The organism is Providencia sp. UF-224 (assembly GCF_058245955.1).
Map to the genome: position 1 here is coordinate 222335 of NZ_JBSICC010000002.1, position 17151 is coordinate 239485.

Genomic DNA, 17151 nt, shown 5'->3' on the forward strand with positions numbered 1-17151 from the left:
ATTTTCAGTATGTTATTCAGTTCAACGGCGGGTGCCGTTGCACTGAGTAACTCCATTGTTTTTGTTGAGAATGGCGTGGATGATGAATATTTTGTCACGCCGAGGTCGTTAGACCCTCGCTTTACTGGCGCGAATAAATTTTCCCGTTATTCAGCAAAAAGCCAAGAAAGTTTAGGCTATATGGGCTACACCAATACTTCGATTCGGGCAAACCAAAATGTGGATATTTGGTTTGAAAACTCGCCTATTGATGGCCCATTTATCGGCAACCGCTGTATGCGTAATTATTGCAACCGTGATACAGGGTATTGGCCTGCACAATATGTCGGCCGAAATGGCGCATATAAAATCGTTCAGGACAATACATTGGGTGAAGGGGCATACGCACGAGGCATTTTTAGCGAATCAACCTATCAATACTTTAGGCAGATGGCTGTTGGTGCGGTTGAAACCTATAGCTACCGTGCATGCATGACCGACTTGGATTATGACCCAGCGAAAGGGGAAAGTTGCCAAAGTGTCGGCGGGCGAATTATTGCATCTCACGAATTTACTATCACCAAATCCGCCCATATTAAGCTTAGCTCAACAGGGGCAATGCAAGAGGTTTACATTGACAGTAATGGGAACCCAAGCTTAGGGCCAGGGGAGCAATTTTGCCGAATTGGCGTTGTTGATAAAGTGAATGGTTTGATTTGCCAAGTCGTGAAACATGAAACATCAGGGGATGTTTTTGCCAACGTGTTACTGAGCTTAAAAGTAAACTCAACCCTGATCCCATTTACGGTTGCGGGGGCATCAATAAAAATTGGGCCTGATGATGGCTCGAATATTTGGCGTAATTATAATTCAACCTATGCTGCGAATACGTATTTTAAAAGTTCGAACCAATATGTTTCTATCTTTTTTTCCAATACGTTTTTTAAGCAGCTCGTGACGAATAATGTGGATTTTACCAATAGCCAAGACTTTTTTACCTTTTCGTTTACTAACCCTGCGGCTGCCCCACAATCAGGGTACTATGAATTTACACCATCAAACCAGTTAGTGATCAAGCCTCGGGATTACAGCATCAGCATTGTGCCAGCGGATTATATTCCAAACCCGTCAAAGACAGGTAAAATTGGCCCTGAAGAACCGCCGATTGAGTTTAATTATATTGTGACGACCAGTGGCCCTCGGCAGGCTGACTCTATTACGGCTAGGGTCGAAGGCCCAACCGTTAATGTCAGCGGGCAAAACTTCTGTTTGTTCAGTTCTGACGATGATAAATTTCGCGTGCCATTCTCAGCTTACCTGTCATTTAAAAATGCATCAGGCGCCGAAGAGTCTTATCGTTCAAGTTGTGATGGTACGGAAATATCGATGAATAATGCCTTATGGGCAGAAACGCCGTGGGATATTCCTAACCAAGACTTAGGGTCATTTTATCGGACTTATTTAGATTTACGCTTTCCAATGAATGAGTCTAATTCGTTGTTTACTTTGGATGGCATTGATTGGTTGGGTACGGTGTCTGCTAGTGGAACTGTCGTTGTGAAGGCGATTTGGACGGGGCCCGATGTGCATCTATAAGCGATTTTACGAGTTCATATTATTTGGGGTGATACTGTTATTCTTTGGGAAGGCGCATGCGTTATATCTAAGCTCGGATATTTCAGCACTTGAACCAAATAAAAGCTTTTTCTCAAAGTCCTATATCAATGATACAAAAAAGGTCAATTTATATACCTTTAGTGCTTATCAAATAGATAAGCCAGAGAGCAAAGAACAAGGAAAGCCAATAGAAGAGGGGGAAATTATTTTTACTCCCTTAAAAAAAATCTTATTACCCAGGGAGCAAGAATATTTTAAGATTTTTTATCGCGGTAAAGAAGACGATAAAGAGCGTTATTATAAAATTGTGATTAGTGAAACGGCGCTGGATGTTGAAACTGATCCGGCTTCGAATCAACAATCGTTATTTTACCCCACGGTGAGTTTAGAAACCTATTTTGTGGTTAGACCGAAAAAAGTTGATTTCCAATATGCCATGGATGGAAATGCGGGCGTATTAAAAAATACGGGAAATACCTATTTTAGGGTGTTAGTCCACGAAAGTTGCGAGGTGGACGACGATGAGCAGCCATTAGTTCTTCACCTTTTACCTCAACAAGAATTTCGCAATACGGCTTTAAAGAAAAAAAGCCGTAAGTACATTGTTATTTTTGATAAATACCATTCTATAGGCAACTGCGATTAGCCTGTTTAAAATTTCATATTATATGATTAGCCAGTAATGCTTATTGTTACTGGTTTTTTTTTAATTCATTAGCCTTCCATGATGGGAAGGGTTTGCGTATTTCTACTTAAATCAAAACAAAAATATTCGGGCATATTGAGGCACTTTTTTGCTTAAAAGTTTGCCAATTATCACTAATGTGGCAGCTAAATGTGCTAGATGCATAAATCACCTTGATCCCAGACAGTGAACTCAGGTTTAATAAGGTTAGTCACTTGCGCAAAAATGTAAGCCTTAAGGGATATTTTGCGCAATGGAATGGATTCAGCTTTGCGGCAGTTCAATTTATTCACGATCTGCTGCCATGAACATAGCAAATATTGCGGTATGGATAGAATTGGGTTACTTTCAATCGCGCTACATCGGTAAATTGACGTTTTTCGTTGCGGCGAAATCAAAGTAGCACTATCCGTATTGCGTTGTAAAAATTGGTTTAAGTACGTTTTTATCCTACCTGGAGTATACTGATGACGACTCGTAAAACCCTTGCTAATGCTATCCGCTTTCTAAGTATGGATGCGGTTCAAAAAGCAAAATCAGGGCATCCTGGCGCGCCAATGGGCATGGCTGATATTGCTGAAGTACTGTGGCGTGACCATATGAATCATAACCCAGCAAACCCACACTGGGCAGATCGTGACCGTTTTGTACTGTCAAACGGCCATGGTTCAATGCTGATTTATAGCTTGCTGCACCTCACTGGTTATGACTTATCTATCGAAGAGTTAAAAAACTTCCGCCAATTACACTCTAAAACACCGGGCCACCCAGAATATGGCTATACTCCAGGTGTTGAAACAACAACCGGTCCATTAGGCCAAGGTATTGCAAACGCAGTCGGTTTTGCGATTGCAGAACGCACATTAGCGGCGCAATTCAACCGTCCTGGCCATGATGTTGTTGACCACCACACTTATGTCTTCATGGGTGATGGTTGTATGATGGAAGGTATCTCGCACGAAGCATGTTCTTTAGCGGGTACACTGAAATTAAATAAACTGATCGCATTCTATGATGACAACGGCATCTCTATCGATGGTGAAGTTGAAGGTTGGTTTACTGATGATACCGCTGCACGCTTTGAGTCTTATGGCTGGCATGTTATTCGTGACATCGATGGTCACGATGCATCGCAAATCAATGCTGCGGTAAATGAAGCTAAAAAAGCAGACAAACCAACGCTGATTATGTGCAAAACCATCATTGGTTTTGGCTCACCAAACAAAGCGGGTTCTGAATCTGTTCACGGTGCACCATTAGGTGATGCTGAAATTGCAGCAACACGTGAAGCACTGGGCTGGAAATTTGGTCCGTTCGAAATTCCACAAGATATTTATGAAGCTTGGAATGCACGTAAAGCGGGCGAAGCGAAACAAAAAGCGTGGGATGAGAAATTTGCTGCTTATACCGCGGAATTCCCTGAGCTAGCGGCTGAGTTTACCCGTCGTATGAACGGTGAATTACCAGCAAACTTTGATGCAGAAGCGAAAAAATTCGTTGAAACCCTGCAACAAAACCCTGCCAACATCGCTAGCCGTAAAGCATCACAAAACGCACTGGAAGCTTTCGGTAAAGTATTACCTGAGTTTATGGGCGGTTCAGCTGACTTAGCACCAAGTAACTTAACCATGTGGTCAGGCTCTAAAGCGCTGAACGTAGACCCAGCGGGTAACTACATCCATTACGGTGTACGTGAATTTGGTATGTCAGCCATCATGAATGGTATCGCATTACACGGCGGTTTCATTCCTTACGGTGCAACCTTCCTGATGTTCGTTGAATACGCGCGTAATGCTGTGCGTATGGCTGCGCTGATGAAAATTCGCAGCATCTTCGTTTATACTCATGACTCTATCGGTCTGGGTGAAGATGGCCCAACTCACCAACCGGTTGAGCAACTGGCAAGCCTGCGTGTGACACCAAACGTCAGCACATGGCGTCCGTGTGACCAAGTTGAGTCTGCGGTTGCATGGAAATATGCGGTTGAGCGTAAAGATGGTCCAAGCGCACTGATTTTCTCTCGTCAGAATTTAGAGCAACAACCTCGTACCGCTGAGCAATTAGCGAATATCGAGAAAGGGGCTTACGTTCTGAAAGATTGCGCAGGTACACCTGAGCTTATCTTCATCGCAACAGGTTCTGAAGTTGAATTAGCGGTTAAAGCTGCTGACCAACTGGCAGCCGAAGGCCGCAAAGTTCGCGTTGTTTCTATGCCATCTACGGATGCATTTGATAAACAAGACGCTGCTTACCGCGAAGCTGTTTTACCTGCAAATGTTAGCGCTCGTGTGGCTATCGAAGCAGGTATTGCTGATTACTGGTTCAAATACACTGGCTTAAACGGTGCTATCATCGGTATGCATACCTTTGGTGAATCTGCACCAGCGGAAGAACTGTACAAAGAGTTCGGCATCACGGTAGAAAAAGCCGTTGAAGCAGCGAAATCGCTTCTGAAATAAGTGATTTAATGATGGGGTATTCATGTGTTGAATGCCCCGCATAATCTTATTTTGCTGAACAACGCCTAGCAGATCGTTAGGCGTTGTTTTTTTGTGCATCCATCGATGATTTTCTATTGCGTTCTATCACTTTATCCCTTAATCTAATTCTAGATTAGCTGAACCGTTTCAGTGAAATGAAATTCAATGAAAAAATTTTTAAAAAGTGTCGACTACAGCACACTTTTGATGTTTAACAGCTAAAATGAGCAGTAGAGTGAGTGTGAGTCAGTTATCCTTAGCAACCGTGTGATTTTGCTCATATACAAGGTGTGGAATGGCAATCAGGGTGGCAATAAATGGCTTTGGTCGAATAGGTCGAAGCGTTTTAAGAGCGTTATATGAATCGAGCCGTCGGGCAGAGATAGTCGTCGTTGCAATTAACGAACTTGCTGAACCGGAAGGCATCGCGCATTTGCTGAAGTATGATTCCAGTCATGGGCGCTTTGCGTGGGATGTGAGACTGAATGGCTCACTCTTACAAGTCGGCGACGATAACATTCGTTTATTTCACCAAACCGATATCACGGGGTTACCGTGGAAAGAACTCGGTATTGATATTGTCCTTGATTGCAGTGGTGCTTATGGCTCGCGAGATGATGGCTTAATGCACATCGCGGCAGGCGCTAAAAAAGTGCTATTCTCCCACCCAGGCACTGATGACCTTGATGCCACAGTTGTCTATGGCGTTAATCACGAAAACTTAACGGCCAAAGACAAGATTGTATCAAACGCCTCTTGCACCACTAACTGTATTATCCCAATTATTAAATTACTTGATGAAGCATTTACGATTGAGTCAGGGACTGTAACGACTATCCACGCGTCAATGAATGACCAACCCGTTATCGATGCTTATCATAAAGATTTACGAAGAACGCGTGCTGCCAGCCAATCTATTATTCCGGTTGATACCAAATTAGCGGCGGGTATTACGCGAATTTTTCCGAAATTCAAAGATCATTTTGAAGCTATCTCTGTCCGTGTGCCGACAACCAATGTGACAGCGATTGATTTGAGTGTTACCGTACATGACGATGTCTGTGTTGAAAAAGTGAACCAACTACTGCGAAGCGCCGCACAGGGGCATTTTCGTGGTATAGTGGACTACACAGAATTGCCGTTAGTCTCGATGGATTTTAATCATGATCCACACAGTGCTATTATAGATGGTACGCAAACGCGAGTTAGCGGAAAACATTTAATAAAAACCCTGGTTTGGTGTGATAACGAATGGGGGTTTGCTAACCGGATGCTAGATACAACGCTAGCGATGGCAGCTGTCGGTTTCGACGAACAGGTTTAAACTAATTAGCTACTGACAGACAGCAGGGCATGATAACCTTTTCGCCTCTGCCCAGTAGTTGATGGAAACTTTATAGAGAATCAACAAGAGGATTCACCATGTCTGTAATTAAGATGACCGATTTAGACTTAGCGGGTAAACGTGTTTTTATTCGTTCTGACTTAAACGTTCCTGTAAAAGATGGCAAAGTTACTTCTGATGCACGTATCCGTGCTTCATTACCAACAATCGAAGCTGCTCTGAAGCAAGGCGCTAAAGTTATGGTCACTTCTCACCTCGGTCGTCCGACTGAAGGCGAGTACAACGAAGAGTTTTCACTGCAACCTGTTGTTGACTACCTGACAGATAAAATCGATTACCCAGTTCGTTTAGTCAAAGACTACTTAAATGGCGTTGATATTGCTGCTGGCGAGTTAGTCGTTCTGGAAAACGTTCGCTTTAATAAAGGCGAGAAAAAAGACGACGAAACACTGTCAAAACAATACGCTGCATTATGTGACGTGTATGTGATGGATGCGTTTGGTACGGCTCACCGTGCTCAAGCATCGACCCATGGCGTGGCAAAATTCTCACCAGTTGCGTGCGCAGGTCCATTGTTAAGCAATGAGTTAGAAGCATTAGGCAAAGCACTGGGTAACCCAGCGCGCCCAATGGTTGCGATTGTGGGTGGTTCTAAAGTCTCCACAAAACTGACTGTGTTAGATTCACTGTCTAAGATCGCTGACCAACTGATTGTTGGTGGTGGTATCGCAAATACCTTTATCGCAGCAGAAGGCAACAATGTTGGTCGTTCATTATATGAAGCTGACTTAATCCCTGAAGCGAAAAAATTACTGGCTAACTGCCAAATTCCAGTACCGACAGATGTCCGTGTTGCCACTGAGTTCTCTGAAACCGCTGAAGCGACTCTGAAATCAAGTACTGAAATTAAAGACGACGAGCAAATTCTGGACTTAGGTGATGAATCAGCGGAACGTCTGGCTGAAATCCTGAAAAACGCCAAAACCATTCTGTGGAATGGCCCAGTTGGTGTATTCGAATTCCCTAACTTCCGTAAAGGAACAGAGATCGTTGCAAAAGCTATCGCCGAAAGTGATGCATTCTCTATCGCGGGTGGTGGTGACACATTAGCCGCTATCGATTTATTCGGTATTGCAGACAAAATTTCATATATCTCTACGGGTGGCGGTGCTTTCCTTGAGTTCGTTGAAGGCAAAAAGCTCCCTGCCGTTGTGATGCTAGAAGAACGTGCTAAAGCGTAATTAATTGTTCATACACAACAGGCAGCGTAGGCTGCCTGTTTACCACAGGACCTTTTCACATGTCTAAAATTTTTGATTTTGTTAAACCGGGTGTTATCACGGGTGATGATGTACAGAAAGTTTTCGCAGTTGCCAAAGAAAATAACTTTGCATTGCCAGCGGTGAACTGTGTTGGTACGGATTCAATTAACGCCGTACTCGAAACGGCTGCAAAAGTGCGTGCGCCAGTTATTGTTCAGTTTTCAAACGGCGGAGCTGCATTTATCGCAGGTAAAGGTTTGAAAGCAGAAGGCCAACAAGCTGCAATTTTAGGCGCTATTTCAGGTGCTTATCATGTGCATCAAATGGCTGAGCACTATGGCGTGCCAGTTATTCTGCATACTGACCACTGTGCGAAAAAATTACTGCCATGGATTGATGGTCTGTTAGACGCAGGTGAAAAACACTACGCGAAAACGGGCAAACCACTGTTCTCTTCTCACATGATTGACCTGTCAGAAGAATCACTGGAAGAAAACATCGAAATCTGTGCTAAATATTTAGCGCGTATGGCTAAAATCGATATGACGCTGGAAATCGAATTAGGCTGTACTGGTGGTGAAGAAGACGGTGTTGATAACACAGGTATGGACAGCTCTGAGCTGTACACTCAACCAGAAGACGTTGCATACGCATACGAAAAACTGAATGCAGTGAGCCCACGTTTCACCATCGCTGCTTCTTTTGGTAACGTTCACGGTGTTTATAAACCAGGTAACGTTCAATTAACGCCAAAAATTCTGCGTAACTCACAAGACTACGTTTCAGAAAAATATAACCTGCCACACAACAGCTTAGACTTCGTATTCCACGGTGGTTCTGGCTCAAGTGCTGCTGAAATCAAAGAAGCCGTCGGCTACGGTGTTATCAAAATGAACATCGACACGGATACTCAGTGGGCAACTTGGGATGGTATTTTACAGTACTACAAAAAGAACGAAGGCTATCTGCAAGGTCAGTTAGGTAACCCGGAAGGTGCGGATAAACCTAACAAAAAATACTACGACCCACGTGTATGGCTGCGTAAAGCACAAGATTCAATGGTTGTTCGTTTAGAACAAGCTTTCAAAGAATTGAACTGTGTTGATGTTCTGTAATTAATACAGACTAAGTTTTACATTGTAATCCCCCTGTGAGGCAGCTTGCAGGGGGATTTTTTTATGGGGTTTCATTAGCCTGTGAAGGCAGTTTTAAAAATAGGGGAATTAGTAACTTCAACGAGAGCATGACGAGTGTTAATGTCTTTGTTAATTATCTGCTGGCGTTCCCTGATGAAACCTTAATTGCCAATGATTTGCTGAATTCTTTAACCAAATAGACGAGCGATTAGTCTGCCTTGTTTTTTCTCCCTGATGTAATTCAAAACTCATATATGTTATCAATACCGTACTCTCACTCAATAATGTGCAGTGATAGCCATCTGAATAAATCGTTTTGGATGTTTCATCAATCAACGAGGCCAAGGTATCGAGTTTATCCGTTGTGCCACCTGAACGGCCAAATTCAAAAAAGTCGGGATGCAGGATATCTTGAAGAAAATCGATATTTTGCCGATTAGCGAAAAAGTGCAGCTTTTTTTCTAACTCAATCAAGGTATCAAATAACATTTCCACGATTAGCGTTGCTCCAGCTGTTGTGCCAGCTTTTCAGCAAGTTCTGTGAGGGTATCTGAGGCATTACTGTGAAAATGCATGGCTATTTCCATTTCTTGTGCAGCAGGGAAACCGTCGTCTTCCGTCAAAATACGGTGCTGTGGCAATTTAGCACGCAATGGAAGCAAACTTATCCCTAGGCCATCGGTAATGGCGCTTTGAATGCCCGCAAGGCTTGAGCAAGTATAGGTGATGTGCCATGGGCGTTGATCGTTATCTAATAACTTAAACATATCATTGCGGTATAACCCATTCTCTGGGAAAACAATGAGCGGAACAGAATCGCTATTGCGTAATTGGCGCTGATTGCTGGTTAGCCAACACAGTGGCTCCGGCCAACAGTAGTCACTCTTAAATTCCCCTTTTTTCTGCTTCACGATAATTAAATCCAGTTCCCCATGTTGATAGCGTTGCTGGAGCTGGCGGCTTAAACCGCTGGTGACTTCTAATCGTACATTTGGATTCGCCTGCATAAATGCGGCGAGGGTGGGGGTGACTTGCCCTGATGCTAAATCTTCGGGAAAACCAAGGCGTAGAGTGTGGATCACCGCACTGCCAGTGATCTTCATAAAAAAGGTATCGTTCAAGGCTAAGATGTTTTTTGCGTAACTTAGCAGGATTTCACCTGTTTCCGTTAAGGTTAAAATACGGTGACCTCGAACAAATAGTGGTTGCCCCACCAAGGTTTCTAACCGCTGAATTTGCTGGCTCAAAGTTGATTGCGTTGAATTTAAATGTTGCGAAGCCACTGTGAAATTCCCGGTTTCGGCAACGGCAACAAAGGTGTTCAATAGCACTAAATTGAGCAACGGATTCATTTATTTAATACCTACCATTTGGTTATTTAATTTCTAAATAGCATACTTTTTGAGTAGATTAAAGAGATGAGAAGGAGATAAATCATGAAAACAACAGTGTTAGGTGTTAAGTGGTTGGTTTATTTACTGGGTATTCTTTCAATTTCATTGATATTTATGGTGAAAGGCATGGCAAAATCACAATCTGATATGCTAGTTAGTGCGGCTGAGCAAGGGGATCTACGCCAAGTCCAAACGCTAATCGAGCAAGGGGCTAACATCGAACAACGGGATTTGCGGCAACGTACTCCATTAATGGCAGCCACCCATGAAAACCGTGTCGCTGTGGCACGCTATTTAATTGAGCACGGCGCAGATGTGAATGCGAAGGACAATATGCAAGACTCACCGTATCTCTATGCAGGGGCGCGTGGGCTACAAGATATTTTGCTGTTAACCCTGAAAAATGGGGCTGATTTAACAAGCACTAACCGTTATGGCGGTACTGCGCTGATCCCCGCGTCAGAACGTGGCCATATCGATACCGTCAAAACCTTGATTGGTGCGGGCGTAGATGTAAACCATATTAATCGCCTAGGGTGGACGGCATTGATTGAAGCGATTATTTTGGGGGATGGTAGCGACAAATACGCGCAGATTGTCACGCTGTTGATTGATGGCGGGGCTGATGTGAATTTAGCGGATGGCTCAGGAATTTCGCCTTTAACGTTAGCAAAAAGCAAAGGCTACCGTAACTTAATTGAAATCCTTGAAAAGGCGGGGGCGAAATAATGTCTGATAAACAATTTTTACAGCAAGCCGTTTCCCTCGCTGAAGAGAATGTTCAGACGGGAGGTCGCCCATTTGGTGCTGTTGTGGTTAGCCAAGGTAAAGTGGTGGCGACAGGGGTAAATCAAATGCTTGAGTTACACGACCCCACCGCACATGCGGAGTTAATGGCATTACGCCAAGCAGGGAAGGCGTTGAACCGCGTTAAACTGGAAGATTGCGTTGTCTATGCTAGCGGGCAACCTTGCCCAATGTGCTTAGCAGCAATGCGCATGGCGGGGATTACTCGAGTGGTATATGGCTATTCAAACCAAGATGCAGAGCCGTTTGGTCTATCGACAGCAGAGATTGCTAAAGCACTGCGTGTGGCACCTGAGCAGCAGTTGGGTTTTAAATTTGAGCAGTTAAGGCCAAATGATGCACCGCGCTCGGCGTTGTATCAAATGTGGTGGGAACAGCAAGGATAATGAGTAAAACAGCGTCGAACTCCCTCGCATTAGTGGTCACAATTGTATTAGTTGGGCTGAATTTACGGCCTTTTATGACGGGCCCCGGCCCTGTCATCGATAGTATTATTCACACCACAGGGATGAGCTACCAAAGCATTTCGCTCCTCACGTTATTGCCGATGTTATTGATGGGGATTGGTGCATTGGTTGTGCCCGCACTAAACCAACGAATAGGCGAGCGAAGCGGAATTGCTTTGGCGATGCTATTGCTATTTTTGGGTTCTTTTTCCCGTTATTTTGCCGATAATGGTCACATATTGCTGTTTACCGCATTTTTGTGTGGCGCGGGAGCCGCTTATATTCAAGCGGTTTTCCCCGGTTTTATTAAAGGGCATTTTCCACAAAAAATGGCCATGATGACGGGGCTTTATTCTGCGACGTTAATGGCGGGCGGTGCGATAGGCGCACAGCTAACGCCAATTTTAGACAGTGTAACAGGCCATTGGCAAAGTGCGTTGGCATGGCTTGCCTTACCTGCACTGATCGCGTTAATTGCTATCCTGCTAAATATTCGCACTATGAATAAAACGAGTGTTAGTCACGTTTCGGTATTGGCATTTTTTAAAAAACCACGGGCATGGCTATTGATAGCAGGGTTTGGGTTAATCAATGCGGGTTATGGAACAGTGGTAACATGGCTAGCACCTTTTTTCCAAGAACAGGGAATGAGTACTGCTCAAAGCGGCTCTTTTGTTGCCATGCTGACCGTGTTTCAAGCCTTGTCAGCTCTGATGATCCCTGTACTCGCCTCCCATAATATCGACCGTCGTTTCTGGCTTATTGCGACGTTAAGTTGCCAAGCTATTGGTTTTTTCGGGTTAATGTTGTTTGCTCGCGAAATGCCTTTTTTATGGGTAGCGTTATTAGGTGTTGGGTTAGGTGGCTGCTTTGCACTGAGTATTATTACGGCACTGGACCATATTCCCCACCCTGTTAGTGCGGGGGCATTAACCGCATTAATGCAAGCGGGCGGGTTTATTATCGCGGCATTTGGCCCATTGTTAGCGGCGTGGTTGCACCAATTAAGCCAAAGTTTTATCTGGGTGTGGGGGATGCACGTTATCTTTGTTGTAGTGACATTGCTGCTTTATTTGCGTTTAAACCCGAAAGGATATAGCCAAATCTTCGCAATAAAATAAAAAATCTCTTTTATTTTATTGCGAATGATAATTATTGTTATTTTGATGTTTTTTTGCCAAGATAGCTGCATATTTGTTCACTTCACAAGAGTTACTATGTCGCAGCATATCGAGAAAGCATTCACTCAAGCCCACTCAACACATGAAGAACACTGTGTTGGGGAGTTTATTCGTGTTCGCCGAGGGGAGTTTTTCATTAACCGCGACTTAGGGATTGAGGAAGAACAAAGTGCAGGACTAAAGATTGTGGCTATCCATCAAGGTATGATGGCATGCCACAGCAGTGCAGGGCAGCGGGTGGATGTGAACTCTCCATCGCTGATTTTATCCAGTAGTGCAAACAGCTACCAGCTGAATAACCAGTTTTATAGTCAGCAGCCTATGAAATACACCATGATTGATATTTCCCCTCAATGGTTAGAGCTGCAACAACTCAAATTGCCAACATCTTGTTATCACCCTCACAAACCCAAATTAGTGCGCTTGGCGATACCGCCCAATGTGTTAGCAATGACACACCAACTGTTTAGCCAGCCGATCCATGCGGCTGTCCGTCAGCTCTATTTAGGCGCAAAAGTCGCCGAAATTACAGCATTGTGCCTACATCATTCATTATCTCACCAAGAAAGTCACTCGTTGACCACATTGCGACAAAGAGATATTGATAATTTGCATATGGCAAAAGAAATACTGATTCAGGAAATGGAGTCTCCCCCTAGTTTAGATGAATTAGCCAAGCGATTGGGGCTGAATACCCGCAAATTGACGCAAGGGTTTCGCCAGTTATTTGGTAATAGTATCTACGGCTGGTTGCAGGAGTATCGGTTGGAAACCGCATTTCAATTACTGAGTTTAAATGACGCCAACATTTCAACCGTCGCCTATCAAGTGGGTTATACCCCCGCACATTTCTCGGTCGCATTTCGCAAGCGTTTTGGCATGTCTCCTAATCAACTTAAAAAATAGTAAATACCTCGCCGGAAAACCATAGACAAATTCCGGCGGTCGAAAGTATCCCCTGCCATTAATTGCTAAATTGATAACAATTATCATTTAACTTTTTAAGGGTAGGAAATGCTGTCCGTGTCTAACATCAAAATATTTGGGATCTCCCGTCTAACGCCTTGTGCGCTACTGTGTGCCACTGCAAGTTGGTCTTTGATGGCATATGCTGAGCCCGCAGTGCAACCTAAGCACGACGCTATTCAAGTGACGGCATCTTCGGCTTCAGATGATGACTATATCGAGCCTGGCGTTACGACCTTAGGCAAAATGGCACTGAAGCCAAGAGAAGTCGCGCAGTCGGTGAGTGTGATAGACCGAGAGCAAATCGAGAAACAGAATCTCCAAACCCTTGATGATGTTATGCAACGTGCAACAGGGGTGACCAGTGCACCTTATGTGAAACTGACCACCGCTTATTATGTGCGGGGTTTCCAAATCGATTCATTCGAAATTGATGGTGTGCCTGCCCTTTTAGGGAATATGGCAAGCTCACCTCAAGATATGGCGGTGTATGAGCGAGTTGAAATTTTGCGTGGCTCAAATGGTTTATTGCATGGCATGGGAAACCCTGCGGCAACGGTCAATATGGTGCGTAAACACGCTCCGAAAGAGAATATGGCAAAACTGAGCCTTAGCGCAGGCAGTTGGGATCGCTACCGTGGTGAAGTGGATGTGGGCGGCTTGCTCAATGACTCTGGTTCAGTGCGCGGGCGCTTTGTCATGGCGTGGGAAGATAAAGATTATTTCTATGATGTGTCTGACCAACAAACTCGCTTGATGTACGGCACGGTCGATATCGATATCACCCCAGACACATTATTACGTATGGGCGCTCAGTTCCAAACCATTGATTCAGTGACCAATATGGCGGGTGTACCGATGGGGAAAGATGGCAGTGATTTGCATCTTCCACGCAAAACCTATCTGGATGTGGATTGGGATCGCTTCAAATGGGACACCTCACGCAGCTTTGCGGGTATTGAGCACCAAATCAATGATGATTGGCAATATAAATTAAACGCTGAATATCAACATGTTAACGCACGTCTCTTGTACGCAGGGGCATGGGGTAACATTGACCCAGTCACTGGTGATGGTGCGATGTTGATGGGCGGGGCCTATAAATTCCGTAATGAACAAACCAGTTTAGACACCAGCGTGAATGGCAAAGTGGATGGTTGGGGCTTAAAGCATGATGTTATTGTGGGCGCGAGCTATTCTCATGCCAGTGAAAAACAATACAGTGCCAATCTTGATCCAGCATTGAATGTGCCTGTGAACGTGTATCGTTGGGATCCGCACAGTGTGCCGAAACCGAAAATTGGTGCCTATAGCTCAGCGGGTGCCACCAAAACCACCCAAAAAGGTGTATACGGCATGAGCCGCATTAAAGTGGTGGAGCCTGTCACGGTGATTGTTGGTGCGCGTGATAGCTGGTGGGATGTTAAAACACCGACCTCGAATTTCACAGAAAATGGCCGCATTACCCCTTATGGTGGGGTGATTTGGGACTTTGCACCGCAATGGTCTTGGTACAACAGCTACTCCACCGTGTACCAACCTCAAACAGGGAAAACATGGAGCGGTAAAATGCTCAAGCCTGTTGAAGGTCAAACTTTAGAAACGGGGATTAAAGGTTCTTTATTAAATGGCAGCTTGAATTTATCGGGCGCTGTTTACCAAATCGATATCAAAAATAACCCACAAATCGACCCTGAGCACCCAACGGGGGGCTTTAATAACTATTTCATTAGTGGCGGAAAAGTACGTAGCCAAGGTTTTGAACTTGAAGGTATTGGGTATATCACGCCATTCTGGGACTTATCCGTGGGCTATACCTATACCGACACGAAATACCGTGATGATAGCCAGCGCAAAGGGGATTCTTACAACACCTTGACGCCTCGCCATATGTTGCGTGTCTGGTCAAATTACGACCTCCCTTGGGATGAACGTAAGTGGAGCTTAGGTGGCGGGATGCAGGCACAAAGTGCGTATAGCACCAGCAATGGAAACGTAACATTACGCCAAGGTGGCTACGCGATTTTCAATACGCGTCTAGGCTATCAAATTGATGAAACATGGTCAGCCGCGGTGAACGTAAATAACTTATTTGACCGTCGTTACTATTCTGGGCTGTTCTCTCCACAATGGAATAACCGTTATGGCGACCCACGGAATGTGATGTTCACCTTAAAGGCTGATTTTTAATGAAATTAGCGAGTGCCTTGTCCGTTATTGGGACAATCATGGGCGGTGCCGTGCTATCGATGTTGATAGCACGCTTTTACCCATCATTAGACCCAATTAACCGACTATATGCTGCTGTTTTTATTAGTATTTTGGTCACGATGGGGCTATTAGTGTACAACCTGACGGCACCGACTTGGCAGCGCGCGTTATTACGCAGCTATAGCTGGTGGCCGTTACCGCTGGTATTTATGTTAGGAGGCGTATTATGAGCCTTCGCCAAACTCGTTCTTTAACTCACCGTTTAGATGCGTTGCACCGCAGTGCAGGGGCATTTTTCGGCATTTTTTTATTTGTTATCTTATTTAGTGGTTGCTGGAGTTTGGGTAGTGATGCACTGCGCTTATGGTGGAATGGCGTACCATTATCAGGACAAATATTACCGATGGATAGGCTAGTTGCTTTGCAGCCTGATGCAAAAATGATCCAATTGCCCCAAGGGAATAACCCTGTTATTACCTTTTGCCAAGGCATGGGGCAGTGCGACTCCAGCTTTAGCGCCATTAACGGTGAGCCAATCGAACAAAATACCCCCGCGATGTGGTTGGTCACACTGCATAAAAACCTCTTTCTTGATTTTCCTGGGCGTATTTTTCTCAGTTTATTTGGTTTTGCGCTGGCTGTTTTGCTGATCACTGGGTGGTTCATTCAACGCAAGCGTATCGCTACGATGCTGCGTTTGCCGAGGCGAACAAGTTTACGGTTATTTTTTCATGATTTGCACAGCTGGCTGGGGCTTTGGTGCTACCCGTGGCTGATTCTCTTTGCGTTGACTGGGGCACTTTCTGGATTAGGTGCCTTGGGCACGGTTTCATTGGCACAAAGGGCGGCACCTGAATCCCCTCAAATGATAATGAAAAACCTGATGGGCGGGTTTGATGCAATAGAAATCCCGATGGCTGTAGCTGAAAGCACGGTGGCATCCGTTATTGCGACGTTAGGGGAAATCGCGCCGTCTTTTATTCCCCAAACGGTAGGGTTTCAAGGTGAAAAGTGGATTATTGGCGGGGTACGAGTAGGGCAGCTTTCCACTGCGAACTTTGAACAATACCAGTTTGATAGCACCACAAAACAGCTTGTCGGTATACGTGATTCTGCCCAGCAAAGTGGCTGGACAAGGGCCTTTATTGCCGTCCAGCCTGTGCATTATGGGCAATACCAATGGTGGCCTCAAGGTGAAAGCCTTGCCAGCACATTGCATTTTATGGCGGGCATCGGTGCCTTGATATTAGTCTCGGTAGGGTTGGCAATGTGGTGTTGGCGGCGAATGGAGACGCTATCAGCACGCTTCATTGTGGGGAGTTGTGGCGGGTTGCTATTGGCAAGTAGCCTTTTACTTGCACTGGCTCCGTGGCTTTTGCTGTTGTCATCCTCTTCTTTTTTCCTGTGTTGGGCTGCCTGCTTGCTACTGTGTTTGCTATATAAAAATGTACGCGTCAGTTTAGCCATGATTTGCGTGTTATCGGCCAGCCTATTATTTGCCGCACTTATTACCTCTTGGGTTTCCCATTCAACCCCATTTTCACGTATTGACCTCACTGTGCTGTATAGCGCAGTGGGGCTGCTTATCGGTTTTTTCGGTTGTCAGACATTGTCATGCACAGCAAAACGTGCACGGAGTTAA

Annotated in this window: 15 protein-coding genes; 13 read left to right on the forward strand and 2 right to left on the reverse strand. The window is 44.8% G+C overall.

Features of this window, described 5'->3' with window-relative positions:
* Positions 1-9 precede the first annotated feature (9 nt).
* The 6 genes from AC4IFO_RS03285 to fbaA all read left to right on the forward strand — a co-directional run bounded on the left by AC4IFO_RS03285 (position 10) and on the right by fbaA (position 8483).
* A complete protein-coding gene (locus tag AC4IFO_RS03285) occupies positions 10-1575 on the forward strand; it encodes a fimbrial protein (RefSeq protein WP_490732048.1) in 1566 nt (521 codons plus the stop codon).
* On the forward strand, positions 1562-2242 hold the full coding sequence (locus AC4IFO_RS03290) for a fimbria/pilus periplasmic chaperone (protein ID WP_490731807.1): 681 nt from the start codon (positions 1562-1564) through the stop codon (positions 2240-2242). Before AC4IFO_RS03285 ends, AC4IFO_RS03290 begins: the two co-directional genes overlap by 14 nt.
* Positions 2243-2748: 506 nt before the next feature.
* Positions 2749-4740, forward strand: a complete 1992-nt coding sequence (tkt, locus tag AC4IFO_RS03295) for a transketolase (RefSeq protein WP_490731809.1) — start codon at positions 2749-2751, stop codon at positions 4738-4740.
* A 316-nt stretch (positions 4741-5056) separates the two neighbouring features.
* On the forward strand, positions 5057-6085 hold the full coding sequence (epd, locus tag AC4IFO_RS03300; protein ID WP_490731811.1) for an erythrose-4-phosphate dehydrogenase: 1029 nt from the start codon (positions 5057-5059) through the stop codon (positions 6083-6085).
* Positions 6086-6183: 98 nt separating this feature from the next.
* Positions 6184-7347, forward strand: a complete 1164-nt coding sequence (gene pgk, locus AC4IFO_RS03305; RefSeq protein WP_219245784.1) for a phosphoglycerate kinase — start codon at positions 6184-6186, stop codon at positions 7345-7347.
* 59 nt (positions 7348-7406) lie between these two features.
* The gene (gene fbaA, locus AC4IFO_RS03310; protein WP_219245785.1) at positions 7407-8483 is read left to right on the forward strand and encodes a class II fructose-bisphosphate aldolase; all 1077 of its coding nucleotides are present in this window, start codon (positions 7407-7409) and stop codon (positions 8481-8483) included.
* A 150-nt stretch (positions 8484-8633) separates the two neighbouring features.
* Here the strand turns inward: fbaA and AC4IFO_RS03315 are convergent, their stop codons facing one another.
* Together AC4IFO_RS03315 and AC4IFO_RS03320 are read right to left on the reverse strand one after the other, a co-directional pair.
* Positions 8634-8993 carry a nuclear transport factor 2 family protein gene (locus AC4IFO_RS03315; protein ID WP_490732050.1) on the reverse strand — a complete coding sequence of 120 codons (360 nt, stop codon included), beginning with the start codon at positions 8991-8993 and terminating at the stop codon, positions 8634-8636.
* Positions 8994-9001: 8 nt separating this feature from the next.
* On the reverse strand, positions 9002-9856 hold the full coding sequence (locus AC4IFO_RS03320; RefSeq protein ID WP_490731812.1) for a LysR substrate-binding domain-containing protein: 855 nt from the start codon (positions 9854-9856) through the stop codon (positions 9002-9004).
* 84 nt (positions 9857-9940) lie between these two features.
* Between AC4IFO_RS03320 and AC4IFO_RS03325 the strand changes: the two genes are divergently transcribed.
* The 7 genes from AC4IFO_RS03325 to AC4IFO_RS03355 all read left to right on the forward strand — a co-directional run bounded on the left by AC4IFO_RS03325 (position 9941) and on the right by AC4IFO_RS03355 (position 17151).
* Positions 9941-10627 carry an ankyrin repeat domain-containing protein gene (locus tag AC4IFO_RS03325; protein WP_490731814.1) on the forward strand — a complete coding sequence of 229 codons (687 nt, stop codon included), beginning with the start codon at positions 9941-9943 and terminating at the stop codon, positions 10625-10627.
* Positions 10627-11091, forward strand: a complete 465-nt coding sequence (locus AC4IFO_RS03330; protein WP_490731816.1) for a nucleoside deaminase — start codon at positions 10627-10629, stop codon at positions 11089-11091. Before AC4IFO_RS03325 ends, AC4IFO_RS03330 begins: the two co-directional genes overlap by 1 nt.
* On the forward strand, positions 11091-12272 hold the full coding sequence (locus tag AC4IFO_RS03335) for a cyanate transporter (protein ID WP_490731818.1): 1182 nt from the start codon (positions 11091-11093) through the stop codon (positions 12270-12272). Before AC4IFO_RS03330 ends, AC4IFO_RS03335 begins: the two co-directional genes overlap by 1 nt.
* 96 nt (positions 12273-12368) lie before the next feature.
* On the forward strand, positions 12369-13238 hold the full coding sequence (locus tag AC4IFO_RS03340; protein ID WP_490731820.1) for a helix-turn-helix transcriptional regulator: 870 nt from the start codon (positions 12369-12371) through the stop codon (positions 13236-13238).
* Positions 13239-13346: 108 nt separating this feature from the next.
* A complete protein-coding gene (locus tag AC4IFO_RS03345; RefSeq protein WP_490731822.1) occupies positions 13347-15488 on the forward strand; it encodes a TonB-dependent siderophore receptor in 2142 nt (713 codons plus the stop codon).
* A complete protein-coding gene (locus AC4IFO_RS03350) occupies positions 15488-15739 on the forward strand; it encodes a hypothetical protein (RefSeq protein ID WP_490731824.1) in 252 nt (83 codons plus the stop codon). The genes AC4IFO_RS03345 and AC4IFO_RS03350 overlap by 1 nt, the downstream gene beginning before the upstream one ends.
* Entirely contained in the window at positions 15736-17151 is a 1416-nt protein-coding gene (locus AC4IFO_RS03355) for a PepSY-associated TM helix domain-containing protein (protein WP_490731826.1), read from the forward strand. The genes AC4IFO_RS03350 and AC4IFO_RS03355 overlap by 4 nt, the downstream gene beginning before the upstream one ends.

What these genes read in the sequence shown, in the direction of transcription:
- AC4IFO_RS03290 (WP_490731807.1), top strand. Translation starts at nt 1,562, where the DNA reads ATGTGCATCTATAAGCGATTTTACGAGTTCATATTATTTGGGGTGATA.
- AC4IFO_RS03350 (WP_490731824.1), top strand. Translation starts at nt 15,488, where the DNA reads ATGAAATTAGCGAGTGCCTTGTCCGTTATTGGGACAATCATGGGCGGT.
- AC4IFO_RS03315 (WP_490732050.1), bottom strand. Translation starts at nt 8,993, where the DNA reads ATGTTATTTGATACCTTGATTGAGTTAGAAAAAAAGCTGCACTTTTTC.
- AC4IFO_RS03285 (WP_490732048.1), top strand. Translation starts at nt 10, where the DNA reads ATGTTATTCAGTTCAACGGCGGGTGCCGTTGCACTGAGTAACTCCATT.
- fbaA (WP_219245785.1), top strand. Translation starts at nt 7,407, where the DNA reads ATGTCTAAAATTTTTGATTTTGTTAAACCGGGTGTTATCACGGGTGAT.
- tkt (WP_490731809.1), top strand. Translation starts at nt 2,749, where the DNA reads ATGACGACTCGTAAAACCCTTGCTAATGCTATCCGCTTTCTAAGTATG.
- pgk (WP_219245784.1), top strand. Translation starts at nt 6,184, where the DNA reads ATGTCTGTAATTAAGATGACCGATTTAGACTTAGCGGGTAAACGTGTT.
- AC4IFO_RS03330 (WP_490731816.1), top strand. Translation starts at nt 10,627, where the DNA reads ATGTCTGATAAACAATTTTTACAGCAAGCCGTTTCCCTCGCTGAAGAG.
- AC4IFO_RS03340 (WP_490731820.1), top strand. Translation starts at nt 12,369, where the DNA reads ATGTCGCAGCATATCGAGAAAGCATTCACTCAAGCCCACTCAACACAT.
- AC4IFO_RS03355 (WP_490731826.1), top strand. Translation starts at nt 15,736, where the DNA reads ATGAGCCTTCGCCAAACTCGTTCTTTAACTCACCGTTTAGATGCGTTG.
- AC4IFO_RS03325 (WP_490731814.1), top strand. Translation starts at nt 9,941, where the DNA reads ATGAAAACAACAGTGTTAGGTGTTAAGTGGTTGGTTTATTTACTGGGT.
- AC4IFO_RS03335 (WP_490731818.1), top strand. Translation starts at nt 11,091, where the DNA reads ATGAGTAAAACAGCGTCGAACTCCCTCGCATTAGTGGTCACAATTGTA.
- epd (WP_490731811.1), top strand. Translation starts at nt 5,057, where the DNA reads ATGGCAATCAGGGTGGCAATAAATGGCTTTGGTCGAATAGGTCGAAGC.
- AC4IFO_RS03345 (WP_490731822.1), top strand. Translation starts at nt 13,347, where the DNA reads ATGCTGTCCGTGTCTAACATCAAAATATTTGGGATCTCCCGTCTAACG.
- AC4IFO_RS03320 (WP_490731812.1), bottom strand. Translation starts at nt 9,856, where the DNA reads ATGAATCCGTTGCTCAATTTAGTGCTATTGAACACCTTTGTTGCCGTT.